The 24332-nt window shown below is 70.8% G+C and carries 25 protein-coding genes; 16 read left to right on the top strand and 9 right to left on the bottom strand.

Annotated features, from left to right (window positions below; translation table 11 throughout):
• Positions 1 to 31 precede the first annotated feature (31 nt).
• Positions 32 to 1591 carry a signal recognition particle protein gene (ffh, locus tag ACH4OW_RS27620; protein WP_360131187.1) on the top strand — a complete coding sequence of 520 codons (1560 nt, stop codon included), beginning with the start codon at positions 32 to 34 and terminating at the stop codon, positions 1589 to 1591.
• 125 nt (positions 1592 to 1716) lie between these two features.
• On the opposite strand, the gene ACH4OW_RS27615 is transcribed toward ffh, so the two are convergent.
• The 9 genes from ACH4OW_RS27615 to ACH4OW_RS27575 form a co-directional block, all read right to left on the bottom strand.
• On the bottom strand, positions 1717 to 2967 hold the full coding sequence (locus ACH4OW_RS27615) for a phosphopentomutase (RefSeq protein WP_398030474.1): 1251 nt from the start codon (positions 2965 to 2967) through the stop codon (positions 1717 to 1719).
• Complete coding sequence (locus ACH4OW_RS27610) at positions 2964 to 4151, bottom strand: alanine racemase (RefSeq protein WP_398030473.1); 1188 nt, start codon at positions 4149 to 4151, stop codon at positions 2964 to 2966. The genes ACH4OW_RS27615 and ACH4OW_RS27610 overlap by 4 nt, the downstream gene beginning before the upstream one ends.
• A gap of 5 nt (positions 4152 to 4156) precedes the next feature.
• Entirely contained in the window at positions 4157 to 5362 is a 1206-nt protein-coding gene (locus tag ACH4OW_RS27605; RefSeq protein WP_398030472.1) for an aminotransferase class V-fold PLP-dependent enzyme, read from the bottom strand.
• Positions 5359 to 6339 (bottom strand): phosphotriesterase, encoded by a 981-nt coding sequence (locus tag ACH4OW_RS27600; protein ID WP_398030471.1) that lies wholly within the window; start codon positions 6337 to 6339, stop codon positions 5359 to 5361. Before ACH4OW_RS27600 ends, ACH4OW_RS27605 begins: the two co-directional genes overlap by 4 nt.
• A gap of 35 nt (positions 6340 to 6374) precedes the next feature.
• Positions 6375 to 7736 carry a YhfT family protein gene (locus ACH4OW_RS27595; protein ID WP_398030470.1) on the bottom strand — a complete coding sequence of 454 codons (1362 nt, stop codon included), beginning with the start codon at positions 7734 to 7736 and terminating at the stop codon, positions 6375 to 6377.
• An 89-nt stretch (positions 7737 to 7825) separates the two neighbouring features.
• Complete coding sequence (locus tag ACH4OW_RS27590; protein WP_398030469.1) at positions 7826 to 8182, bottom strand: DUF2620 family protein; 357 nt, start codon at positions 8180 to 8182, stop codon at positions 7826 to 7828.
• Complete coding sequence (locus ACH4OW_RS27585; protein WP_398030468.1) at positions 8179 to 8550, bottom strand: PRD domain-containing protein; 372 nt, start codon at positions 8548 to 8550, stop codon at positions 8179 to 8181. Before ACH4OW_RS27585 ends, ACH4OW_RS27590 begins: the two co-directional genes overlap by 4 nt.
• A gap of 137 nt (positions 8551 to 8687) precedes the next feature.
• A complete protein-coding gene (gene yhfZ / locus ACH4OW_RS27580) occupies positions 8688 to 9635 on the bottom strand; it encodes a GntR family transcriptional regulator YhfZ (RefSeq protein WP_398030467.1) in 948 nt (315 codons plus the stop codon).
• A 262-nt stretch (positions 9636 to 9897) separates the two neighbouring features.
• Positions 9898 to 10773 (bottom strand): methyltransferase domain-containing protein, encoded by an 876-nt coding sequence (locus ACH4OW_RS27575; protein ID WP_360131161.1) that lies wholly within the window; start codon positions 10771 to 10773, stop codon positions 9898 to 9900.
• A 219-nt stretch (positions 10774 to 10992) separates the two neighbouring features.
• On the opposite strand from ACH4OW_RS27575, the gene proS reads away from it, so the two are divergent.
• The 15 genes from proS (at position 10993) to ACH4OW_RS27500 (ending at position 23650) form a co-directional block, all read left to right on the top strand.
• Positions 10993 to 12408, top strand: a complete 1416-nt coding sequence (gene proS / locus ACH4OW_RS27570; protein WP_360131158.1) for a proline--tRNA ligase — start codon at positions 10993 to 10995, stop codon at positions 12406 to 12408.
• Between the two features lie 248 nt (positions 12409 to 12656).
• The gene (locus ACH4OW_RS27565; protein WP_003980231.1) at positions 12657 to 13247 is read left to right on the top strand and encodes a hypothetical protein; all 591 of its coding nucleotides are present in this window, start codon (positions 12657 to 12659) and stop codon (positions 13245 to 13247) included.
• A gap of 155 nt (positions 13248 to 13402) precedes the next feature.
• Positions 13403 to 13843: a 30S ribosomal protein S16 gene (rpsP, locus tag ACH4OW_RS27560; protein ID WP_360131156.1), complete on the top strand. Its 441-nt coding sequence runs from the start codon at positions 13403 to 13405 to the stop codon at positions 13841 to 13843.
• Between the two features lie 2 nt (positions 13844 to 13845).
• A complete protein-coding gene (locus ACH4OW_RS27555; RefSeq protein WP_003980229.1) occupies positions 13846 to 14085 on the top strand; it encodes an RNA-binding protein in 240 nt (79 codons plus the stop codon).
• Positions 14086 to 14280: 195 nt separating this feature from the next.
• Positions 14281 to 14835, top strand: coding sequence for a ribosome maturation factor RimM (gene rimM / locus ACH4OW_RS27550; protein ID WP_360131152.1), 555 nt, complete (start codon positions 14281 to 14283; stop codon positions 14833 to 14835).
• Entirely contained in the window at positions 14835 to 15644 is an 810-nt protein-coding gene (gene trmD, locus ACH4OW_RS27545; protein ID WP_360131149.1) for a tRNA (guanosine(37)-N1)-methyltransferase TrmD, read from the top strand. Before rimM ends, trmD begins: the two co-directional genes overlap by 1 nt.
• A gap of 131 nt (positions 15645 to 15775) precedes the next feature.
• On the top strand, positions 15776 to 16123 hold the full coding sequence (gene rplS, locus ACH4OW_RS27540; protein WP_031007308.1) for a 50S ribosomal protein L19: 348 nt from the start codon (positions 15776 to 15778) through the stop codon (positions 16121 to 16123).
• A gap of 45 nt (positions 16124 to 16168) precedes the next feature.
• Positions 16169 to 17080 (top strand): signal peptidase I, encoded by a 912-nt coding sequence (gene lepB, locus ACH4OW_RS27535; RefSeq protein ID WP_360131146.1) that lies wholly within the window; start codon positions 16169 to 16171, stop codon positions 17078 to 17080.
• Positions 17073 to 18206 carry a signal peptidase I gene (gene lepB, locus ACH4OW_RS27530; RefSeq protein WP_398030466.1) on the top strand — a complete coding sequence of 378 codons (1134 nt, stop codon included), beginning with the start codon at positions 17073 to 17075 and terminating at the stop codon, positions 18204 to 18206. The genes lepB (ACH4OW_RS27535) and lepB (ACH4OW_RS27530) overlap by 8 nt, the downstream gene beginning before the upstream one ends.
• Positions 18148 to 19134: a signal peptidase I gene (lepB, locus tag ACH4OW_RS27525; RefSeq protein ID WP_398030507.1), complete on the top strand. Its 987-nt coding sequence runs from the start codon at positions 18148 to 18150 to the stop codon at positions 19132 to 19134. Before lepB (ACH4OW_RS27530) ends, lepB (ACH4OW_RS27525) begins: the two co-directional genes overlap by 59 nt.
• 191 nt (positions 19135 to 19325) lie before the next feature.
• Positions 19326 to 20054, top strand: a complete 729-nt coding sequence (lepB, locus tag ACH4OW_RS27520) for a signal peptidase I (RefSeq protein WP_398030465.1) — start codon at positions 19326 to 19328, stop codon at positions 20052 to 20054.
• A gap of 103 nt (positions 20055 to 20157) precedes the next feature.
• On the top strand, positions 20158 to 20646 hold the full coding sequence (locus ACH4OW_RS27515; protein WP_360131363.1) for an NUDIX hydrolase: 489 nt from the start codon (positions 20158 to 20160) through the stop codon (positions 20644 to 20646).
• Between the two features lie 38 nt (positions 20647 to 20684).
• A complete protein-coding gene (locus tag ACH4OW_RS27510) occupies positions 20685 to 20993 on the top strand; it encodes a DUF2469 domain-containing protein (RefSeq protein WP_003980220.1) in 309 nt (102 codons plus the stop codon).
• Positions 20994 to 21662: 669 nt separating this feature from the next.
• On the top strand, positions 21663 to 22034 hold the full coding sequence (locus tag ACH4OW_RS27505) for a YraN family protein (RefSeq protein WP_398030506.1): 372 nt from the start codon (positions 21663 to 21665) through the stop codon (positions 22032 to 22034).
• A complete protein-coding gene (locus tag ACH4OW_RS27500) occupies positions 22034 to 23650 on the top strand; it encodes a YifB family Mg chelatase-like AAA ATPase (RefSeq protein WP_398030464.1) in 1617 nt (538 codons plus the stop codon). Before ACH4OW_RS27505 ends, ACH4OW_RS27500 begins: the two co-directional genes overlap by 1 nt.
• The last annotated feature ends 682 nt before the right edge of the window (positions 23651 to 24332 follow it).

The following is a 24332-nucleotide window of genomic DNA, read 5'->3' as shown; positions in this document are numbered from 1 at the left end:
CTGCCCCCGACCCCGAGGATCGACGACCGCCGTGTTCGATACGCTTTCCGACCGCTTGGCGAGTACTTTCAAAAACCTCCGGGGCAAAGGCCGCTTGAGCGAGGCGGACATCGACGCCACGGCGCGCGAGATCCGGATCGCCCTGCTGGAGGCCGACGTCGCGCTGCCCGTCGTCCGGGCCTTCATCAAGCAGGTCAAGGAGCGGGCGACCGGTGCCGAGGTCTCCCAGGCGCTCAACCCCGCCCAGCAGGTCATCAAGATCGTCAACGAGGAGCTCGTCGGCATCCTCGGTGGCGAGACCCGCCGCCTGCGCTTCGCCAAGAACCCGCCGACCGTCATCATGCTGGCCGGTCTGCAGGGTGCCGGTAAGACGACCCTCGCGGGAAAGCTCGGCAACTGGCTCAAGCAGCAGGGCCACGCCCCGCTGCTGGTCGCCTGTGACCTCCAGCGCCCCAACGCCGTCAACCAGCTCTCGGTCGTCGCCGAGCGCGCCGACGTCGCCATCTTCGCGCCGGAGCCGGGCAACGGTGTCGGCGACCCGGTCAAGGTCGCTCAGGACTCGATCGAGTTCGCCCGCGCGAAGCAGCACGACGTGGTCATCGTCGACACCGCGGGCCGCCTCGGCATCGACCAGGAACTGATGCAGCAGGCCGCGGACATCCGCGACGCGGTCAAGCCGGACGAGGTCCTCTTCGTCGTCGACGCGATGATCGGCCAGGACGCGGTCAACACCGCCGAGGCGTTCCGCGACGGCGTCGGCTTCGACGGCGTGGTGCTCTCCAAGCTGGACGGCGACGCCCGCGGCGGTGCCGCGCTCTCCATCGCGCACGTCACCGGCAAGCAGATCATGTTCGCCTCCAACGGCGAGAAGCTGGACGACTTCGACGCGTTCCACCCGGACCGCATGGCGTCCCGCATCCTCGGCATGGGCGACATGCTCACGCTGATCGAGAAGGCCGAGCAGACCTTCAGCCAGCAAGAGGCCGAGAAGATGGCCTCCAAGCTGGCGAGCAGCAAGGGCAAGGACTTCACGCTCGACGACTTCCTGGCCCAGATGGAGCAGGTCCGCAAGATGGGCTCCATCTCCAAGCTGCTCGGCATGCTGCCCGGCATGGGGCAGATGAAGGAGCAGATCAACAACCTGGACGAGCGCGAGGTCGACCGCACGGCCGCGATCATCAAGTCGATGACGCCGGCCGAGCGCCAGGAGCCGACGATCATCAACGGCTCGCGCCGTGCCCGTATCGCCAAGGGCTCCGGCGTCGACGTCAGCGCGGTCAAGAACCTGGTCGAGCGCTTCTTCGACGCCCGCAAGATGATGTCGAAGATGGCCCAGGGCGGCGGCATGCCGGGGATGCCCGGCATGCCTGGAATGCCGGGCATGGGTGGCGCCGGCGCCAAGAAGAAGAAGCAGCAGAAGCAGGCCAAGGGCAAGCGCAAGAGCGGCAACCCCATGAAGCGGAAGGCCGAGGAAGAGGCCGCAGCCGCCCGCCGCGAGGCCGCACAGTCCGGCAACCCGCTGGGCCTGCCGCAGGGCGACGACGCGAAGAATTTTGAACTCCCCGACGAGTTCAAGAAGTTCATGGGCTAGTCCCACCCCTGGCTGCCGGTCGGCCCGCGCCGTACCGGAAGCCGCACACGGTGCGCACACGTGCCGTCGAGCCCCTGGCCGGACCCCCGGTCGGGGGCTCGTCCATGTGGTCATCCCGCATGTGGTCATCCCGCCACCTCCGTCGACCGGGCCACCGGCCGCAACAGCGGAGTGCCGTTCGCGAGCGCGGCGGCGCGCAGCCCGAGCGCGACCGCCGCCGTGGCTCCGACGTCCGCCAGGGTCCGGGCCGGCGGCAGGAGGGCCAGGCCGGCGGCCTCCGGCCGGTGGATCAGTACGGGTACGTACTCGCGGGTGTGCCGGGCGTGGCCGACGGCCGGATCGTTGCCGTGGTCGCCGGTGACGATCAGGCGGTCGCCGGGGGAGGAGAGGCACGGCAGCAGCGCGCCCAGGCCCGAGTCGGTCTGCCGGAGCACCGCGGCGTACCGCGCGGAGTCCTGCTGGTGCCCCGCAAGGTCGGTCTCCTGGACGTTGCCGACGATCAGCGCGGTCGCCGGGGCCCGCCGGACGGCTTCGCGGGTGAGCGCGAGAACCTCGGCGGTGTCGACGGCGGGACGGCACAGCGCCGCGTCGCAGGCCAGCACGTCGGCGGCCTTGCCCACGAGGGTGACGGGGACGCCCGCGCCGGCCGCCAGCTCCGGCAGCCGGCGGGTCCGGTCCAGCGGCGCGCCGAGGTGCTGCACCTCCAGGCCGCCGTTCCGGTAGAAGCCGCTCGCGGGGGTGTCCAGGCCGACCGTCCCGAGGTCGCCGTCCCTGACGAAGGCGTCCAGCGGAGCGTCGGCGTGACCCCCGACGGCGATCACCCGGGCGACCGGGGCGACCGACCGCACCGCATGGGCGATGGCAAGGATCTCCGCGAACGGGACGTCCTCCAAGCGGGCGGAGACATTCCAGTTGACCCCCGGGTCCGCTTCCAGGTTGTCGTGGACGAGGACCCGCCCGTCCACCACCAGCACAGGACGCCCGTCGAGGAGAGCGGTACGGTGCCCGTCCGCCCGGAGGGCCTCGGCGACCTCGTCGAGGTGCCCCGCGATCCCGGCCACGGTCACCCGGCTGCAATCGGCGCCCATCATGGTCTGATGCCCGGCGTACGTGTCGGCGCCCGGATAGCCGGGAGCGGCGCGGCCGACGGCCGCCGGGAGGGACGCGGTCCGTGCGAGGTCCCGGTGCGGGTGGACGAGACCCAGGCCGAGGGCCTCCAGGGTGGGCAACGGGAGGCGGTGGCCGGTGTTCGCGCGGTGCGCGTCGAGGAGATGGCCGAGGGTGTCGGCGGTGGCGTCTGCGGAGCGCGGCGCACCCGCGTCGGGCATCGCACCGACGCCGAAGCCGTCGATGACGAGGATGACGACCCTGCTCATGGTGCACCTGCGCCTTTCCTGCCCGGGGCCCGGGGAAGCGGGCGGCCGAGCGCGTCGTACTGGCCGATCAGCGCCGGGGACCCGGAGGAGAGTCCGGAGACGATGGCGACCCGGCTGCGGGTGACGAAGATCTGCGTACGGAACGCGAGGAGGGCGGTGTCGCCCGGCCTGGCATCGCCGGGAGCCAGCAGACGGTAGTAGTCGATGTACTCGGCCGGCGCCTCTTGGACGGGGAGCCGAGCGCCGGTACGGGGAATCAGCGCCGACGCGGCCCGGGCCCGGGGGTAGAAGCCGCCGCCGTGAAGAGCGGGACGGCCGTCGGCGAGGAGGTGCGCGACCTCGGTGACGTAGACGTAAGCGGGCCGCTCCGGCTGCTCCGGTCCGGTCGCGTGCAGGGGAGTGGTGCCGGTGAGGGCGTGGCCGGGCTCGCCGTGTGTGGCGCCCAACTCGGCGAGCAGCGGAAGGGTGGCCGCGCACGTGACGCCCGGCGCGCTCAGCTTCAGGTCCCGGTGCCCGCGGGAGGCCAGCAACGCACGGGCCTCGCGGACCAGTTCGAAAGTGGCCGTGGGATACGGCCGCCCGGACCCGGGATCGCACCGGACACAAGGGAACGCGGTGACCCCGGCAATACGGATACCGGACAGCCGCGCCGCCTCGCTCGCGAACCCCGCCAGGCCGCCGATCGGCACGCCGCCCTCCTGCCCCGGATGGACCGTGCCGGGCGCGCCCTCGATCCGTACCAACACGTCCTGCGCGCGTCCCAGTCGGCGTGCGGCATCCGAGACGGCGCGGGCGTTGGCCAGGTCGAAGAGCGTGACCGCCTCGGGGCCCCAGGTGAGAACCTCGGGCAGCGCGCGATGCGGAACCTGCACCAAATGGCCCACATTGCCGATCCGCACACCGGCCTCGTGCAGGGCGCGGGCCTCGGGCGCGTCTATGGCGGCGAACCAGGGGAGGTGCCGCGCGACGGCCCTGATCAGCTCCGGATTGCGGCCGACCTGCTTGACCACGCACCAGAGCCCGAGGCCCGACCGGCCCGCCTCGCCCGCCAGCAACGCGGCATTGGCCTCGACGGCATCGAGGTCCAGCACATACGTGTCCGGCGGCACGGCACCCGTACGGTGCAGCTCGGCGGCACAGTCGGCCAGCCGCGGGTTACGGGCGAGCACGGAGTCGAGGAACATGACGCTCAGCCCCCTGCCGCGCGGTCGTAGAGGCCGGGCGACGGGCGCGGGGCGCGTGCGGGGCCCGAGCCGGAGGGGACGCGGGCTCCGCAGCCGCCGACGGCAGGCGCATCGCGCAGGTCGTGCAGCGCGCGGCCGAGAATGTCGAGCACCAGGTCCGCTCCCGCCCGCATCGGATTGACCCGCACGGTCCAGTCGGCCAGCTCCGGCGCGTCCTCCAGCACGGAACCCGACATCCGGTAGACGAGCGGGGCGATCTCATAGCGGGAGTTGGAGCCGACGGGGTACGGGGCGGCGCCGTACTTGGCCGCGGCAGCCGGCAGCGCGCGGGCCACGGGCCGGTCCAGCCGCAGCAGCAAGCACCGGTCCTGGGCATTGGCGATGCGCACCTCGGCGATGCCGGGCACTTCTCCGGCCGCCAGCCGCTCGGCGGCCTCGGTACCGACCCTGGACTGCACCGCCCACATCACCGGTACGTGACTGAGCGCCCGCAGCGCGTCCAGCGCCTGGTGCCCCTGCACTTGGCCACCGCCGGAATAGTTGTCTTCGTGTACGCGATCCACCAGGTCCCGCGCACCGACGACAGCACCCACGCCCTCCGGCCCGTGCAGTTTGAACAGGGAGAAGCAGGAGGCGTCGGCGCCCAGTTCCACACCGCACGCCGGGACGCGCAGCACGGCGTAGTTGTCGTCGACGACGGTGCGCACGCGCGCGGCCCGGCAGGCAGCGAGCACTTCGCCCGGGACGTAGGAGTCCGCGGCCCGCTGCCTGGTGTGCTGGACATACGCCCACCGGAACCGGCCGGAGGACAGTGCGCGGTCCAGCGCGGCGCGGTCGTTGAAGTCCGCCTCGACGACCTCTACGCCCAGCCCGCGCAAGGTGACACCGGTGGTGCGGTAGACCGGCGCGCGGTGTACGAGGAGCGGGTCACCCGCCCCGAGCACGGCACCGAGCGCGGCCCGGATGGCGCCGGTGCCGGCGCCCTGCACGAGCGCCGCGGCCTGGGTCCCGAAGAAGTCCGCCAAGACGGCCTCGACCCGCGCGGTGGTGCGAGGGCGGCCCAAGTCCGGCGACACCCCGGCATCGGCCTCGAAGAGCTGCTGGCCCTCGAAATGCCGGGCAGCGCACTCCACCAGCCGGAACTGGTTCGCCACCGCGTCCTCCAGCGCGACGGTCGGCAACGGATACGTCCTGGGCAACCGTGTGCTCATGCCGGCACCCGCCGTCCCTCGCGGCCACCTGCTGCGAGCCGGGCCGTGCCGTCCCCGCCGGTGAGGAACCGCAGCGGATTGCGGCGGGTCAGCAGATCGATCAGGTCCTCGTCGGCGCCGGCGGCCCGCAGCTTCGGCACAAACGCCCGGAACAGGTGCCCGTACCCCTGGCCGCCCTCGTCGGTCAGGTAGCCGTGCCGAGAGATGTCACAGCTGAGCAGCACGCGGTCGGCATGCCCCGCGTCCAGCAGCGCGAGCAGCAACCGAAGCCGGACCGCGTCGCTCTGATAGCTCTCCTTGCCGACGGTGTCGAAGGCGACATACGCACCCGCCGCCGCCAGCTTCCGGTGTACGGCGGGATCGTCGAGGAGATCCTGATGCCCGATGCTGATCCGGTGCGGCTCCGCGCCGGCAGCCGTGAGCAGGTCCAGCTGGGCGAGACCGCCGCGCCCCAGTTGCGCGTGGGTGGCCAACGACAGCCCGGTGGCGACGGCGGCATACGCGGCCGCCGTGAGCGTACGGGCCTCCGCCTCACTCGGCGCGGCACCGTGACTGCCGACTTCTCCGATGACACCGGGGCGGACGCCGTCGGCGCCCGGCCCACCCTCGATCTCTTCGACCAGGGCCGCCGCCAGGTCGTCGACGCAGGCGTCGGCCACCTCCGGCGGATGGAACGCTTCGTGGTACCAACCGGTGCCCGCGACGACCGCGACCCCCGACTCCCGGGAGACACGGGCCAGGGCGGCCGGATCCCGGCCCATGCCCCGGCAGGTCAGCTCGACAACCAGCGACAGCCCGAACCGCTGCCGGAGCAGCGCTAATTCCCTGGTCACCGACGGGGCGTGCCGGGCCTCCAGCGAGGCGCCGCGGTCGGTGGGACGGGTGAGGTCGAGGGCAAGGTGCTCATGGGCGAGCACGGGTCCCCGGACGGAGGACACGGGCAGCGGCCCGGTGACGGTCTGCAGCGGACGGTTCATGACGTGCTGCCTTCCCGGCGCGCTGACACGCCTGGTCAGGAGGTGATCGGGGTGAAGAGGCCCAGCCAGTACAAGAGGTTGAGGACGATGCCGCAGACGACGACCGCGGCCGGAGCGGCGGCCATCCGGACCACGACCCGCCCCGTTGCCTCGTTGAGCAGGTAGAGGCCGCCGGCTATGAGAATCCCGAGCCCGCCGCCCATGGCGTTGGCAGCCATCAACGAGCCGAAGAGAATGGCCAGTTGCAGCGTGTCGCCGATGGCGCCGCGCACGTGCTCCGAGGAGTCGCGCACCGAAGGCAACCTCCCCAGCACCCTGCCGATCCAACTCAGCGCCAGCACCTCTGCGGCGAAGACCAGCGCGCCGCAGACCACCGCCAGCCAGGGGCTCGGCAGCAGATAGCCGACGGGGTAGACGAGCGTGAAGCCGACGATGCCGTACGCGCCGGAAGCCAGCGCGGTGGTGGCGATCAACGGAATGAAGCCGAAGGCCCGATAGAAGTCGACCTGCGCCGCTTCCGTGTACTGCCCCTTGGCGATCAGGAAGCTGGTCGCCTCACCGCCGCCGAACACATGCAGCTGGGACAAGAGGCAGACACCCGCGCCCAGCACCATGAAGAGGGGCAGATGCCGGCGCAGCCGGGCCGCGCTGGCACCGAACAGTGATGCCATCGGATCTTCTTCCCCCAGACCACCCGGGATGTTCGCGGCCTCGCCTTCCGCCTCCGCGGCGGCCTGCTCCGCCCTGCGTCGCCGTACGTCCTTGGCCACCGCGAAGCCGATGAGCAGCAACACGCCGACCGCCATGGCCGGCGCCCCCGCGAACACACCGGGCCACACCTTCATCGTCAGCACGACGAGCACCAGCTCCACCGCGCCCGCCAGAGCACCGAGCAGCTTCCCGAACTGCCTGGTGACCGCCAGCACCGGGAACAGTGTGAAGAGGAAGAGAATCGGCGTCGCCATGTGCTGCATGGCCGTCAGGAAGTCGACCGGAAGATCGTGCGCCAGGTCGTTGGCGCCGTTCAGACCGAACACGATCACCGCGCCCCACGCGCCGCCGAGCAGCGGCGCGAGCCATTTCCTCGGCGCGAGCAGACCCAGGACGTCGGTGGGCAGGAACACCAGCCACGGGTTGAGCACTCCGGAAGAGAGCGCCATCGGCGCGCCCAGCCCGAAGACGAACCCGGCGGAGAGCCCGAAGGACACCGCCGTGATGGCGCTCCGCGTCGTACGCCCCTGGACGAAATCGAGCATGAAGGGCCGTACGCCGTCGTTGAAGACGGCCAGTGCCAGGTGTGAGAGGAAGGCGGTCAGCGCGCACAGGGCTACGACGGTCAGTTTCTGCGCGAGCGAGAAGTCGAGACCGGTGCTCGCGGCGAGGACGGTGCTGCTCACGGGGTCACTCCTTTGTGCCCTGGCACGTCAGCTGGTCGTACGGCCCGCCGGGGCCGAGGCTGTCCCGGCCCGGGGAAGGCCCGGACTGTTCAGGTGCGGGCGGCGATGGCTCCCGCGAGCGCGGGCGTTATCGCCCCGATCTGGTCGACGGCGAAACCGAACACCTTCTTGCCCTGGTCCAGCAGGGCGTCGATCTCGCCCTCCGACGGGATCGAGCGGCCGAAGGTGTGGCAGGCGGCGGCGCCCACGAGCCCCACCAGGACGCCCAGCGACGCCCCGGCCCCGGTCTGGCAGGTGCCCAGGAAGTAGTCGGCGCGGCCGGCCCGCAACTGCACCGCCGCGTCCATGTCGTTGGTGACCACGACCTCGACGCCGTCCAGCGCCAGTCGCTCCACGATGCCCGCGACCTCCGTCTTGCCGAGGCCGCCGGTGAGGATCCTCGTCATGGTGTGTCCCTTCGCAGTACGGCGAAATGCATCGCCAGGAAGCCGATCTCGGACTCGGGAAGCGGGGAGCCGAGGGCACGCTCGGCCCGCAGGGAGACGGTGCGGGCCCGCCGGACGGCCTCCGGGTGATCCGCCAACTCCGCGGCCACCTCGGCGTCGGTGCGGAACTGCTCCACCGGCTCGCCGTCCTGCAGGCGGGTCAGTGCCATCAGCAGGTGGCTGGTGAGCATGCCCGCCGAGTCTTCGGTGACGGCACAGCCTTCGGCGGCCAGTGCGTCCAGCTCGGCCCGGACGAAAGCGGCGGTCTCGGGCCGTACCCGGCCGCTCTCGACGAAGAGCCGGATGCGCTGTGCCAGCAGGGCTTCCATCGGCCCCCCTCCCATAAGGCAATAAGCAGGATTTTGGATTTTGGATGTGCCGGGTCAAACCCCACGGCGATTGGCGTGAACTGGGGTGGCGCTGTCGGCGGAACGGCTCGCGCCCCCGGGGGCGGCGCTCGTCCTCCTCAGTACGAAGGCATGCGCTCCCCTCGCAGCACCTCGTCCTGCAGGCTGGTGACGGCCTTCAGGTCGAGCGACCCGCTCACCGCTGCCAGCGCCTCGCTGCCCTCGCTGCGCGCTATCAGCGCCGCACTGGAATTGCGCAACGACAGGTCGCGGGTGATTTCGTCGCCGAGCGGCAGTACGTCCACCTCTCCGCCGAGCTGCCCCTGCACCTCGTCGAGGTTCCAGACGGTGGCGTCGGCACGGTCGTGCGTGAACAGGTCGTAGAGCTGCATGTACGAGCTCTCCAGCCACGTCACGTCCCGGCGGTCGCCGAAAGCCCGCTCGGCAAGAGCACGTTGGTCTTCCGATGTGTGGTCCACGGCGACCCGCAAGCCCTCCGTGTCGAGCCGCACGCCATGCCGCAGCAACAGCCCGTGGGCCCCCACATAGGTGGCCGGACCCAGATCCGCGATCAGATCGACCGGGTGCTGCTCCATCAACCGGTCAGCGGCGAAGCGGGACAGCACCGCCAGGTCGACCTTCCCGTCCAGCAGCGCGGCGACGCGGGCGGCCGCGCCGCGCATGAAAGTGATCGCGAAAGGCGCGCCGGCTTCCTCGAAAGCGGCCCGCAGGCCGGTGGCCAGGCCCTCGTACCTGCGCGAGTAGGGCAGTGGCATCGCGGCGAGGACGGTGCCCAGGCCGGCCAGGCGCCACAGGACGGCGCGGTCGGCGCGTACGAGGAAGGTGCCGAGGTGGCCGCGGGCCACGGTCTCTATCGCGCCCGATTCCTCCAGGAGCTGGAGCGCCGCCTGCACCGTCCCGTTGCCGACCCCGAGCTCGGCGGCGAGGTCGCGCACCCGGGGGAGTCGTGCGGCCTCGCCTTCGGTGGGCCGGTTGATCAGCAGGGCCGAGAGTCGTCGGGCGGCGTGCCCGTTGCGGGTCAGGAACCGTTCGTCGATACCGTTCATGAAATTGACAGTAAACAGAATTCTGGATATTGGCTATACCTCGTACGGGTGAACGGACGAGACGCGGACGATGGCGCTTCCGGCCCCCGGCGAAGGGGCGCAGGGGACCGGCACCGACGCCCGGGCGGCCGTGGTGACCACCCGCGCCGCGCGCCGTCTAACGGCGTAAGGATGGATGCGGAGCGCGGCGCGGGCAGTGTTCGGCGGGCGGGCGGAGAACGACGGGTCCGCTGAGGTCAGCACATCGGGGTCTGCGCAAGAATCACGTGCGGGCGATCAGATAACGGAACATGTTCGCCATCCACACCGTGCCGTCCGGGCGCTGGTGCGGATGGAGCGCCTCGCCCAGTTCCTTCTCCACCTGCGCCTGGTCGGTGACCTCCAGCGCCGCGTCGAACAGCCCCGTGGACAGCAGCCCGCGCACCGCGCTCGGCAAGTCCCCGTAGCCGAACGGGCACGCCACCCGCCCCGACCCGTCGGGCCGCAGACCCGCGCGGTCGGCCAGGTCCTCAAGGTCGTCACGACCGCTGGGCCGCCAGCCGCCCGCCGTGCGCAGCGGGTCCGCCAGCCGCTGGGCCACCCGCAGGACACCGGCCGTGGCGCACCGCTCCACCGGGCCCCAGCCGCCCAGCACCACCGGGCTGCCGCGCTCCGCGAGCCCGGCGGCCGTCACCAGCGAAGCCGTCAGCCCCTCGACGCTGCTGACACAGCCCACCGGGTGAAAGGCCGTCACCAGATTGAACGCGGGGCCACCCGGGTCGGCCGCCCGCTCGGGGCCGCCGCACGCCAGCAAGGTGGCACGGTCCGCGTCGCCCCGGCTCTCCCGCGACCCGTCGGGCGTCAGCCGCTCACGCGCCAGATTCAGCCGTTCCTCGTCCGCGTCCACACCGCAGACCTGCGCGCCGCGGGCAGCGGCGATCAGCAGCGCGAGCCCGGAACCGCAGCCCAGCCCCAGCAGCCTGGTGTGCGGGCCGACGTCCAAACGGTCGTAGACGGCCTCGTACAGCGGCACCAGCATCCGCTCCTGGATCTCGGCCCAGTCACGGGCGCGCTCGCAGAAGTCGGCCGGTGCGGACGAGCCGTACGATCCGGGTGAGCCGGACTGCCGGTGGTGATGCCGTACGAGCGTGGGTGTCATCGAAAGCGCCCCTATCCGCCGAGAACCCGAAGCTGTTCCGTCTCGTTCGCCCCCGTGTCCCGCCCCTGTGTTCGCGTCGTGCGCCCCCGCATTCCAGACAACTCCCCATCCGGGTCGGAGTCCAGGGGTGCGCCGGGGTTGTCTCCCGCGCGCCCCTCGGTGCGCCGGGGTGCATTTCCGTTTGCCGACGCCGGGGGTCGCGCCCGTACCATGCGCGCCATGGCAAAGGCTCCCGTTCTCACACCCCAGGCGGACGACTTTCCCCGCTGGTACCAGGACCTGGTCGGCAAGGCAGAGCTGGCCGACAACGGGCCGGTGCGCGGCACCATGGTCATCCGACCGTACGGGTACGGGCTCTGGGAGCGGATGCAGCAGGAACTGGACGCGCGCATCAAGGAAGCCGGCGCCCGGAACGCCTACTTCCCGCTCCTGATCCCGCAGTCGTACCTGACCAGGGAGGCCGAGCACGTCGAGGGCTTCGCACCCGAACTGGCGGTGGTCACCCACGGCGGCGGCAAGGAGCTGGAGGAGCCGGCCGTCGTCAGGCCCACCTCCGAGACCATCGTCAACGAGTACTTCTCCAAATGGGTGCAGAGCTACCGCGACCTCCCCCTGCTCGTCAACCAGTGGGCCAACGTCGTCCGTTGGGAGATGCGGCCGCGGGTCTTCCTCCGCACGACGGAGTTCCTCTGGCAGGAGGGCCACACCGCGCACGCCACCTATGAGGAGGCGCGCGACTACGCCGCCCGTATCCACCGCGACGTCTACGCCGACTTCATGGTCAACGTCCTCGCCATCGACGTCGTGGCCGGCCGCAAGACCCCGGCGGAACGGTTCGCCGGCGCCGTCAACACCCTCACCCTCGAAGCGATGATGGGCGACGGCAAGGCTCTCCAGATGGGCACCAGCCACGAACTCGGCCAGAACTTCGCGCGCGCCTTCCACACGCAGTACCTCTCCAAGGAAGGCAAGCAGGAACACGTCTGGCAGACCTCCTGGGGCAGCTCCACCCGCATGGTCGGCGCGCTGGTCATGTCGCACGGCGACGACCACGGCCTGCGCGTCCCGCCGCGGCTGGCCCCGGTCCAGGCCGTGGTCCTGGCGGTCAAGGGGGACGACGCCGTACCGGCCGAGGCCCGGCGGATCGGCGACACCCTCAAGGCGGCGGGTGTACGGGTCCAGGTAGACGACCGTACGGACGTCCCCTTCGGGCGCCGCGCGGTGGACTGGGAACTGAAGGGCGTGCCGCTCCGCATCGAGGTCGGCCCGCGCGACCTGGAGAACGGCACCGCGATGCTGGTCCGCCGCATCCCCGGAGGCAAGGAGCCGGTCCGGCTCGACGCGCTCGCCGCCCTTCTCCCCGCGGTCCTGGAGGAGGACCAGGCGCTGCTCCTGCGGCAGTCCCGCGAACGCCGGCAGTCGCGCACCACCGACGTGACGACCGTCGAGGAGGCCGCCGAGGCGGCGGCCGCGGGCGGCTGGGCCCGCATTCCGTGGGCGGCGCTCGGCGCGGAGGGAGAGGCCCGGCTCGCCGAGCAGGCCGTGACCGTACGGTGTCTGGTGGGCGAGGACGGGTCGGTACCCGACGCCGACGACGCCCCCGGTAGCATCGCCGTCGTCGCGCGCGCCTACTGAGTCCCACCGGGCTCCACAGGTGTCACGCCGCGGCCCACGGGCATCGGATGCCCCGGCGCGTACACATCTCTTACGCGCCGGGGCGTACGCGCGGGTACGCCCCGGCTTGCCGCCTGTCGCGTGCCTTCTCCGCAGTTCTGCGCACACGCCGTCCTCGGAACCGATGACCAGAAACTGACCGGTACGTGCAAATTATTTGAGATGCCCCGTAATCGGAACACTGGATGGGCCCGGCTCGTTGTCACGACGTGAGCACGACACCGCCTGTTCTCGCCGCCGAACTGGCGCTCGCGTGGGCCGACATTCAACGGCACCACCCCGAGCTGCCGGACCTGGCCGCGCCCGAGTCCCTGATCGGAGAGTCCTCGTCCGCCTGTGGCGCCGAGCTCTCCTTCGAACGGCTGCTGCACGAGGCAGTCCACGGCATCGCCGCCGCCCGCGGCGTCCGTGACACCTCACGCGCCGGCCGCTACCACAACCGTCGATTCCTCGCGATCGCCGAGGAGTTGGGCCTCGACCACGTCGACGAGCCGCACCCGAGCAGCGGCTTCTCGCTGGTGACGCTCAACCCCGAGGCCCGAAGGCGATACCGCCCCACCATCGAGCGGCTCGCCAGAGCCCTCAAGGCGCACTCCGCCGCGACCACGGCCGACAGCGCCCGCAGCTTCCGCGGCCCGGCCGCGCGGCACGGCTCCTCCGGTGGCGGTGTGCGCGTCAAGGCCGTATGTGATTGCGGCAGAAATGTTCGAGTTGTTCCGTCCGTGCTGGCCCAGGCGCCCATCGTCTGCGGCGGCTGCGGCAAACCGTTCCGTATTCCCGAGGTGGCCGCGGTCGGCTGACCTGGAGGGGTGTGGCACAATGGCTAGCTGTACTCGACAGCCGCACAGGACCCCTCTCTCCTCCGGCTGACGCGTCCATCGGGCACCCGAGTACCGCAACCCCACGTGGCATCCCGTTGTGCCCAACCACGTCAAGACCAGGAGACACCACTCCCGTGGCAGTCAAGATCAAGCTGAAGCGTCTGGGCAAGATCCGCGCGCCTCACTACCGCATCATCGTCGCCGACTCCCGCACCCGCCGTGACGGCCGGGCCATCGAGGAGATCGGTCTGTACCACCCGGTGCAGAACCCCTCGCGCATCGAGGTCGACTCCGAGCGTGTCCAGTACTGGCTGGGTGTCGGCGCGCAGCCGACCGAGCCCGTCATGGCCATCCTCAAGGTCACCGGCGACTGGCAGAAGTTCAAGGGCCTGCCCGCCCCGGCGCCGATGAAGGTCGCCGAGCCGAAGGCCGACAAGCGCGCCCTGTTCGAGGCCCTGGCCAAGGACGCCGGCGACGAGCCGAAGGGTGAGGCGATCACCCCGAAGGCGAAGAAGGCTGACAAGAAGGCGGACGAGGCCGAGGCCGAGTCCACCTCCGAGTCGACCGAGTCCTGATCATGCTCGAGGAGGCCCTCGAGCACCTCGTAAAGGGCATCGTCGACAACCCCGACGACGTGCAGGTCGCCTCGCGCACCCTGCGCCGCGGGCGCGTTCTGGAGGTCCGGGTGCACCCCGACGACCTCGGAAAGGTGATCGGCCGCAACGGCCGCACCGCGCGTGCGCTGCGGACGGTCGTAGGCGCCATCGGCGGCCGTGGCATCCGGGTCGACCTCGTCGACGTGGACCAGGTCCGCTGAGCAGAAACGGGGCACCGGGGTACTCCCGGACCAGGTAGTACCGGCACGGGCCGGGGAGGGCTACGGCTCACCCCGGCCCGTTGTCGTAGGCATCTGCGACGATGCACGCATGACCGTAATCACCGATTGACGAATCACGAGGCGAGGACCGCCACCGCGCGAGCGGCGGGCGGCCGGCCGCGAAGAGGGGCCACTGTGCAGCTGGTAGTCGCGCGGATCGGCCGCGCCCACGGCATCAAGGGCGAGGTCACCGTCGAGGTGCGTACCGACGAGCCGGAGCTGCGGCTCGCGCCCGGCGCCGTACTCGCCACGGACCCGCCCGCCACCGGCCCGCTGACCATCGAGACCGGCCGGGTGCACAGCGGGCGCCTGCTGCTGCGTTTCGAGGGCGTGCGGGACCGTACGGGCGCCGAGGCCCTGCGCAACACGCTGCTGATCGCGGAGGTCGACCCCGAAGAGGTCCCCGAGGACCCCGAGGAGTTCTACGACCACCAGCTCGTCGACCTCGACGTGGTGACCACCGACGGCACCGAGGTCGGGCGCATCGCCGAGATCTCCCACCTGCCCTACCAGGACCTGCTGATCGTCCGGCGCCCGGACGGCGGCGAGATCATGATCCCCTTCGTCTCCGAGATCGTGCCGGAGATCGACCTGGCGGAGCAGAAGGCGGTCATCGACCCCCCGCCCGGCCTGCTCGACGACAGCCAGGCCGAGGTGGCCTCGGCCCGCGACGCCGGCGAGGACGCGTAATGCGCCTCGACGTCGTCACGATCTTCCCCGAGTACCTGGAACCGCTGAACGTCTCCCTGGTGGGCAAGGCGCGCGCCCGCGGCCAGCTGGACGTCCGCATCCACGACCTGCGGGAATGGACCCACGACAAGCACAACACCGTCGACGACACCCCGTACGGCGGCGGCCCCGGCATGGTCATGAAGCCCGAGCCGTGGGGCGAGGCACTGGACTCGGTCATCGACTCCCAGGAGGGCGACCCGGTCATCGTCGTCCCCACACCGAGCGGCAAACCCTTCACCCAGCAGCTCGCCGTCGAGCTCTCGGAGAAGCCCTGGCTGGTCTTCACCCCCGCCCGCTACGAGGGCATCGACCGCCGCGTCATCGAGGAGTACGGCGACCGCGTGGACGTACGCGAGGTCTCCATCGGCGACTACGTCCTGGCCGGCGGCGAGGCCCCCGTCCTGGTCATGGTCGAGGCCATCGCCCGGCTGCTGCCCGGCGTCCTGGGCAACTCCGCCTCCCACCAGGACGACTCCTTCGCCCCCGGCGCGATGGCGGACCTCCTGGAAGGGCCCGTCTACACCAAGCCTCCGGAGTGGCGCGGCCGCGGCATCCCCGAGGTGCTGCTCAGCGGCCACCACGGCAAGATCGCCCGCTGGCGCCGCGACGAGGCGTTCCGCCGTACGGACCGCAACCGCCCCGACCTCATCGAGCGCGCCGACCCGGCCGCCTTCGACAAGAAGGACCGCGAGACCCTCTCGATCCTCGGCTGGGCGCCGGGAGCGCACGGCCGATTTGGGCGTACGCGTCACGACGTGGAAGAATAGGCCGCTGCTGTGTGCGTCCGGCGCGCGCCCCTGCCACAGGGGGAACGACGTCCGCCCGACGGAACGGCAACCTCATCGATATTTCCAGTTCCGTTGATGACCTGTGGCATCAACGAAGAAAGCAGTAGGTCATGAACCTTCTCGACTCCGTCGACTCCGCGTCGCTGCGTAGCGACATCCCGGCCTTCCGCCCGGGTGACACCGTCAACGTCCACGTGCGCGTCATCGAGGGCAACCGCTCCCGTGTGCAGCAGTTCAAGGGCGTCGTCATCCGCCGCCAGGGCGCCGGCGTGCGCGAGACCTTCACGGTCCGCAAGGTCAGCTTCTCCGTCGGCGTCGAGCGCACCTTCCCCGTGCACACCCCGATCGTCGAGAAGATCGAGCTGGTGACCCGCGGTGACGTGCGTCGCGCCAAGCTGTACTACCTCCGTGAGCTCCGCGGCAAGGCCGCGAAGATCAAGGAGAAGCGCGACAACTGAACAGACGTCCGGCGTCCTGGACCGGCCGGATAGGCTCTGGGTCCGATGGACACCGACGCACAGCTTTCGGAGCGCGACCGCTCTCCCGCCCCCGACCAGGGGCCGGAGCAGGGGTCGCGCTCCGCGCGTTTTTCCGGGCCCGCCTCCCCGGCACAGCAGCGCGAGCAGACGGGCCGGCCGGCGGACGAGCAGGCGGAGCCCCAGGAGCAGACTGGGGAGCCCCGGGGGCGCGCACAGCAGCGACGCGCCCCCCGGCTCCGGCGGCTCGCGTCCCGGCTGGGATCCGGCCTGGCCGCCCTGTGGCACCGCCCGGTACTGCTGCTCGCGCTGTGCGTGACCTTCGTCCTGCTGCTCAGCGCCTTTGTCGTACAGCCCTTCCTGATCCCCAGCTCCTCCATGGAGAACACGCTGCGGATCGGCGACCGGGTGCTGGTCAACAAACTGGCGTACCGCTTCGGCGGCGAGCCGCGCAGAGGCGATGTGATCGTCTTCGACGGCACCGGCTCGTTCCTGCAGAGCGAACCGGAGGAGAACCCGGTGACGGGTCTGGTACGGGGCGCGGGCGCGGCGCTGGGGCTGGCGCAGCCCGCCGACACGGACTACATCAAGCGCGTGATCGGCGTCGGCGGGGACCGGGTGACCTGCTGCGACAAACGGGGGCGGATCAAGGTGAACGGCGAACCGGTGGACGAGGGATACCTGTACCCGGGGGACGCGCCGTCCTCCGATCCGTTCGACATCGTGGTGCCGGAGGGAAAGCTGTGGGTCATGGGAGACCACCGCGACAGATCACGGGACTCACGGGACCACCTCGGTGAACCGGGCGGCGGCACCGTCCCGGTCGGCAAGGTGATCGGCCGCGCCGACTGGATCGCCTGGCCGGTGGGCCACTGGACGGCCCTGGACCGCCCACGCTCCTTCGACGCCATACCCGGCCCGGCCGGCCGCCATGGGTAACCGGGGGCGGCCCAGGCGCGGGCACCAGGGGGCCGCGCACGCGGACGAGACGGACGCGGAGGCCTCGTACGGGCAGTACGGGGGCGGTTCCCACGACGACGGGGGGTACGGAGGCGGCCCGTACGGCGCGGGGACCGGCGGGGAAGCGGGCGTCGTCACCCGTACGACCAGGCCGAGACGGGCCACCGGAGGCCGGGCCGAGCGTCGGCGACAGGCACGCCGCATCAAACGCCGCAGGCGCCGCTCCTACCTCAAGGAAATACCGATCCTCATCGGTGTGGCCCTGGCCATCGCGCTGGTGCTCAAGACCTTCCTCGTACAGGCGTTCGTGATCCCCTCCGGCTCCATGGAGCAGACGATCCAGATCGGCGACCGCGTACTGGTCGACAAGCTCACCCCGTGGTTCGGCTCGGAACCCGAGCGTGGCGACGTGGTCGTCTTCAAGGACCCCGGGGGCTGGCTCAAGGGCGAGCAGGTCAAGGCCGCCGACGACCCGGTGGGAATCAAGCAGGCCAAGGAATTCATGACGTTCATCGGGCTGCTCCCCTCGGCCGACGAACAGGATCTGATCAAGCGCGTCGTGGGTGTCGGCGGCGACACCGTCAAGTGCTGCGACAAGCAGGGCCGCGTCACGGTCAACGGCACACCCCTGGACGAGCCGTACATACATCCGGGCAATCCGCCCTCACAGTTCAAATTCGAGGTCAAGGTTCCCGTCGGGCGGATCTTCGTGATGGGCGACCACCGCTCCAATTCGGCGGACTCGCGATATCACCTGGACGAGCCGTACCGTGGGACGATCTCGGTGGACAGCGTCGTCGGCCGGGCCGTGGTCATCGGCTGGCCGGTGGGGCACTGGGGCCGCCTGTCGGAGCCTGACACCTACGCGAGCGTGCGCGACGCGCCGGGTGCGAGGGCGACGGCGGGGCAGGCGCCGCATAGTGTGTCCTCCGACGGTTTGTCCGTACTCCCGACCCCTGCGGAACTCCCGCTCGTTATGGGAGTGGTGGGCCTGCCCCGACTGTCGGGTGGGCGGTGGCGAGGAGCAAGGAGTGGATGTGGGGGACTTGGCGGTCGGCGCGCGGTCCGGTACCGAAGAGCCCGAAGAGCCGGCGGGAAACGGTGAGTCCTCACAGCCCGCGGCGTCCGGAGGACCGGCACGGCCGGCGGACCCGGGACAGCCGGCGGGCCCCGGGCAGCCGGCGGGACCCGGAGTGCCGATGGACAAGGAACAGCCGGTGGACGAGGAGGAGAGCGGCAGCGTGAAGAAGGGCAAGAAGCCGCGTGCCTTCTGGAAAGAGCTGCCGATCCTCATCGGGATCGCGCTGGTCCTGGCGCTGATCATCAAGACGTTCCTGGTCCAGGCGTTCTCCATCCCGTCCGACTCGATGCAGGACACCCTGCAGCGCGGGGACCGGGTGCTGGTGGACAAGCTGACCCCGTGGTTCGGCTCCGAGCCGGAGCGCGGCGAGGTCGTCGTCTTCCACGACCCGGGCGGCTGGCTGAACGAGGTGCCGACCCCCGAGCCCAACGCGATCCAGCAGGTCCTCAGCTTCATCGGCCTGATGCCGTCGTCCGAGGAGAAGGACCTGATCAAGCGAGTCATCGCGGTCGGCGGCGACACCGTGGAGTGCCACGGCAACGGGCCGGTCAAGGTCAACGGCACGGCGCTGAAAGAGGACTCGTACCTCTTCCCCGGCAACACGCCCTGCGGTGACAAGGAGATCGACAAGCTCACGGTGCCCAAGGGCAGCATCTGGGTCATGGGCGACCACCGCCAGGACTCCCTGGACTCGCGCTACCACACCAACCTCAAGGGCAACGGCACGGTCGAGGTGAAGCAGGTCGTGGGCCGCGCGTTCACGATCGCCTGGCCGATCAACCGCTGGTCGTGGCTCTCGGTGCCGGACACGTTCGACCAGCCCGCGCTGAACACGGCGGCGGCTGCGGCCCCGGCGGCGATGGGCCTCGCCGGCGCGGTGCCGATCGTGCTCTGGCGCCGCCGGAAGCGGGCCGCTCAAGCGGCGCGGCCGGTAGGACGGTCCTCGGACTGAGTGATGACCTGGCCGCATACGAGAAACGCGGCCAGGTGAAGGCTGGAAGGACCGGAACACCCGTTATGCACATGCTGCGTAACGGGTGTTCCGTCGTTCCTGCTCATGGTGCTGACTGGGGAACGTACCCCCAGGTAGGGTGCCGTCCCAGATCTTCGACGCGGGCCGAGCTCGCGGGGCGGGAGCGCGGGATGAGCAGCAGCAAGGAACGGACGAGCGGCGGCCGCGGCCGGACCACGGGCAGCGTGCTGTCCGGTCTGGTCGTGGCTGCCGGCTGTGTGCTGTTCCTGGGCGGCTTCGTATGGGGCGCGCTGCTCTACCGCCCCTACACGGTGCCGACCGACTCAATGGCCCCGACGATCGGAGTGGGCGACCGGGTACTGGCCGAGCAGGTGGACGGCGCGGAGATCCGGCGCGGCGACGTCGTGGTCTTCCGCGACTCGGTGTGGGGCGACGTGCCCATGGTCAAGCGGGTCGTCGGGGTGGGTGGCGACACGGTCGCCTGCTGCAGCAAGGACGGCCGGCTGACGCTCAACGGAAAGCCCGTTGAAGAACCGTATCTCCAGGCCAAGGGCCCGGCCTCGCCGACCGGCTTCAGCTCGAAGGTCCCGGCGGACCGGCTCTTCCTGCTCGGCGACCACCGCAACGACTCCCTGGACTCGCGCACCCACCTCACGGACGGCGATCACGGCGCCGTGTCGCGGAGCGCGGTGCAGGCGCGGGTGGACGCCAGGGCGTGGCCGCTCGGCAGCATGGGGATGGTGGAACGGCCGACGAGCTTCGCGTCGCTGCCCGGCGGCACCTCGCAGCCGGGGCCGGTGCGGATCATCGTCATCGCGGTCGTCGTCGGCGCGGTGATGATCCTGGCCGGCGCGGCGTACGGGCCTTTGGCGCGACGTATGGGGCGTAAGAGTGGCTGAGAAGAACGAAGTGAACGAAGCGCCGGAAGAGGCGATTGGTGGCGTGGCGGGTGGAGACCCGGGTGGGGAGCCGGGCGACGGGCGCGCGGGAACGACCGGTGATCTGCCGGTAGAGGTGCGGCAGGTGGCACGAGTGGTGCTGCTCGACCCGGACGACCGGGTCCTTCTGATGCACGGCTACGAACCGGCCGACCCCTCCAACACGTGGTGGTTCACGCCGGGCGGCGGCCTGGAGGGAGCCGAAACCCCCGAGGAGGCCGCACGCAGAGAACTGGCCGAGGAGACCGGCATCACAGACGTACGGCTCGGCCCGCTGCTGTGGAAGCGCCGCTGCTCCTTCCCCTTCGACGGGCGGCGCTGGGACCAGGACGAGTGGTACTTCCTGGCCCACACGGACCAGACTGCAACGGAGATGTCGGGGCAGACGGATCTGGAACGACGCAGCGTGTCCGGACTGAGGTGGTGGACTTCGGAAGAACTCTCCAGATCGCATGAGACGGTGTATCCGACCACGTTCGCCGAGCTGCTGCGCACACTGCTCGACGAAGGGCCCCCTGGCGCGCCGGTGCTGCTGGCTAGCGAGAGCGTCTGACGCACAATAGGGGGACGCACGGCTGAAGGGGATCTGCCATGAGCGCCGAGGACCTCGAAAAGTACGAGACCGAGATGGAGCTGAAGCTCTACCGGGAGTACCGCGACGTCGTCGGGCTGTTCAAATATGTGATCGAGACCGAGCGACGCTTCTACCTCACGAACGACTACGAGATGCAGGTGCACTCTGTTCAGGGAGAAGTCTTTTTCGAGGTCTCGATGGCGGACGCGTGGGTCTGGGACATGTATCGACCGGCTCGCTTCGTGAAACAGGTGCGCGTGTTGACGTTCAAGGACGTGAACATCGAGGAGCTGAACAAGAGCGACCTGGATCTGCCGGGGAGCTGAGTTGGTGGGGTGGGGGCCGGTGGGGTGGGGGCCGGTGGGGTGGGGCCGGTGGGGGCGGCGCTGGGCCTGCCCCTGACCCGTGTCCCCCTGACGCCCGGTGTGGAGCTGACCGTCGGTTTGCAGGTGAGCCGCCATCGATCAGCTCGGATTCGCTCGGACGGGTGACCGAGATATCCACATCCGCCTGGTTATCCACCAAGATCCAATGGGTCTGGGCTGAAGCGTCACAGTCGGTGCCGGAGGTGGTGCCGAGTGAACGCCACGCAGAACGCCAAACAGAACACCGATCAGACCGCCGATCAGACCGGCGATCAGACCGTCAATCAGAACGCCGGTCCGACCGCCACGCACAGCGGCAGGCATGAGGGAAAGCCCCAGACGGCGGGGGCCGTACACGCACATGAGGGAAAGCCCCAGACGACGGGGGCCGTACACGCACATGAGGGAAAGCCCCAGACGACGGGGGCCGCACACGCACATGAGGGAAAGTCCCAGTTCCAGACAGCCGCGGACGGAAGCGGCACGGGAGGCTCCCTACACACGTCGCCCGTCCGTGGCGCCCGGACGATCACACCTGCCCAGAGCGGCCGGCCGGGCGGCCGGCCGAATCCCCGGGGACACCCCCGCCGAGGCCGTGCCCGTGACTCCGCCGCCCGGCTGACTGCAAGCATTCCGCGTGTCACCAGCGCGCGACGAGCGATCGGCCAATACGGAGAAGACCTCGCGGCCCGGCATCTGATCTCAATCGGCATGCGCATCCTGCACCGCAACTGGCGGTGCCAGGAAGGCGAGGTCGACATCGTGGCCGCCGACGGCGACGCGCTGGTGCTCTGCGAGGTCAAGGCCCGGAGTGCGGGTGCGTACGAACATCCGATGGCGGCCGTACGGCCCGAAAAGGCCGCCCGCCTTCGCCGCCTGGCGGAACGCTGGCTGGAGCAGCACGGTGGGCCGCCGCCCGGCGGGGTGCGTATCGATGTGGTCGGCGTGCTGCTGCCGGCCCGGGGCGCGCCTCTCCTGGAGCATGTCCGGGGGGTGTCCTGATGGGATTCGCCCGTACGTGCTCGGTCGCGCTGGTCGGCGTCGAGGGCGTGGTCGTCGAGGTCCAAGCGGACCTGGAGCCGGGCGTGGCAGCCTTCACCCTGGTCGGGCTGCCCGACAAGAGTCTGGTCGAATCACGGGACAGAGTGCGGGCCGCCATCGTGAACAGCGGCGGCGAATGGCCGCAGAAGAAGCTGACGGTGGGACTCAGCCCGGCTTCCGTACCCAAGGGAGGCAGCGGCTTCGATCTCGCTGTCGCCTGCGCGGTGCTCGGAGCGGCGGAACGGATCGACCCGCGTGAGCTGACCGACCTCGTCATGATCGGCGAACTGGGACTGGACGGCCGCGTCCGGCCGGTGCGCGGGGTGCTGCCCGCCGTCCTGGCCGCAGCCGACGCTGGGTACCGCCAGGTCGTCGTGCCGGACAGGGCCGTGGCCGAGGCATCGCTCGTCCCAGGCGTCTCCGTCCTCGGCGTACGGAGCCTCCGACAACTGATCGCGGTGCTCACTGACGAGCCGGTGCCGGAAGAGGAGGACGACGGGGCGACGGTGGAAGGCCGCCCGGACCCGCTGCTGGCAGGGCTGGCCGTCCCTGGCAACGCGCTCAGTGCGGCGCGCGCGCCGGGAGAGCGCCTGCCCGACCTGTCGGACGTCGTGGGACAACACGGCGCCCGCAAAGCCTTGGAAGTAGCGGCAGCCGGACGCCATCACATCTTTCTGAAGGGCCCACCAGGAGCCGGCAAAACGCTGCTCGCCGAACGCCTTCCCGGGCTCCTGCCGTCTCTGTCACCGAAGGAATCGCTGGAGGTCACGGCGGTACATTCGGTAGCCGGCACGTTGCCTCCCGGGCAGCCGCTGGTGGAGCGCCCGCCGTACTGCGCGCCCCACCACAGCGCGACGATGGCGTCACTCGTGGGCGGCGGCAGCGGCCTGCCCCGGCCGGGAGCCGTTTCGCTGGCTCATCACGGTGTCCTCTTCGTCGACGAGGCAGCGGAATGCAGCGCCCGCGTCCTGGACGCGCTGAGGCAGCCGCTTGAGTCCGGATACGTTGTGGTCGCGCGAGCCGCCGGGATGATGCGCATGCCCGCAAGATTCCTGCTGGCCCTGGCCGCGAACCCCTGCCCTTGTGGGCGCCACGGCACGCTCGGGGGCGGCTGCGAATGCCGCCCTTCCACCATCCGGGGCTATCGGGCCCGGCTGTCGGGGCCGCTGATGGATCGCATCGACCTGAGGGTGACGGTGGAGCCGGTCGCGCGGTCCGAGCTGCTCTCTTTCACCCGGGGAGCCGAATCCACGGCCGAAGTGGCCGAGCGGGTACGAACCGCCCGCGACCGGGCTGCCACCCGCTTCGCCGGTACGCCTTGGAACACCAACAGCGAGGTGCCCGGCCACGAACTACGAACGCGTTGGCAAGTGGCCCCAGGAGCAATGGCCCAAGCCGAGCACGACCTGGAGAACGGCCTGCTCACCGCCCGCGGAATGGACCGCGTACTCCGCGTCGCCTGGACATCCGCCGACCTCGCCGGCCACGACCGCCCTACCTCGGAAGACGTCAACTGGGCCTTGGAATTGCGCACAGGCATCAGGCGGGGGGTGGCGTTGGCGACGGGAGCGGGGTGAAAGCGACGGGCTGGGGAGGCGCCGGGCCGGAGAGGTGGGGCGTCGCCGGTGGGCTGGGTGGCTGGTGGGCCGATCAGCCAGCGGGCCGGTGGGCTGGCGGGCCGACGGGCCAGTGGGCTGGTGGGCCGGTTGGCCAACGGGCGGGCGGGCCAGCGCACCGGTGTGCCGGTGGGTGGGTGAGTCGGCGAGCCGGTGAGCGGGTGGGCCGGGAGCGGATGGGCTGGGAGCGGGTGGGCTGGGAGCGGGTGGGCTGGTGCGTCGGTGAGCTGGCGGGTCGACGAGGCGCCGGGGAACGGGAGGCCGGGCTGATCTGGTTGGGGTCATGCTCTGGGCCCTCCCACGGGACGCCGTGCCGCGGAGGAGGAGAGGGTGGAGGGGCGGGGGGGGGGAGGGCCCCAGAGGAGGGGGCGAGACAAGCGAAAGGTAAGGGACGCGGAAGGTAAGGCAGGCGACGGTAAAGCACACGAGAGGCGAGGCGCGTGAGGCGTATGCCGCGCCTAGCGACAGTCGCGGCGCTGGGCAGTTGCTGAGCTGCGGGTAGTTGCTCGTGGCCGTAGCTGCTCATGGGGCCCGCCGCTGTGCGCAGTGCGCCGTGGTCTGGGCTGTGATTCATGCCGGTTTGGCTGGGGCGGGACGCAGGTTGTGACGGCCTCTCGCGTGTACGGCTGAACAGGTGACGCGC

This window comes from Streptomyces sp. NPDC017056 (genome assembly GCF_044332485.1).
Classification (GTDB): domain Bacteria; phylum Actinomycetota; class Actinomycetes; order Streptomycetales; family Streptomycetaceae; genus Streptomyces.
Note: the sequence above shows the minus strand (reverse complement) of the source record. Positions and strands in the feature narration are given on the sequence as shown.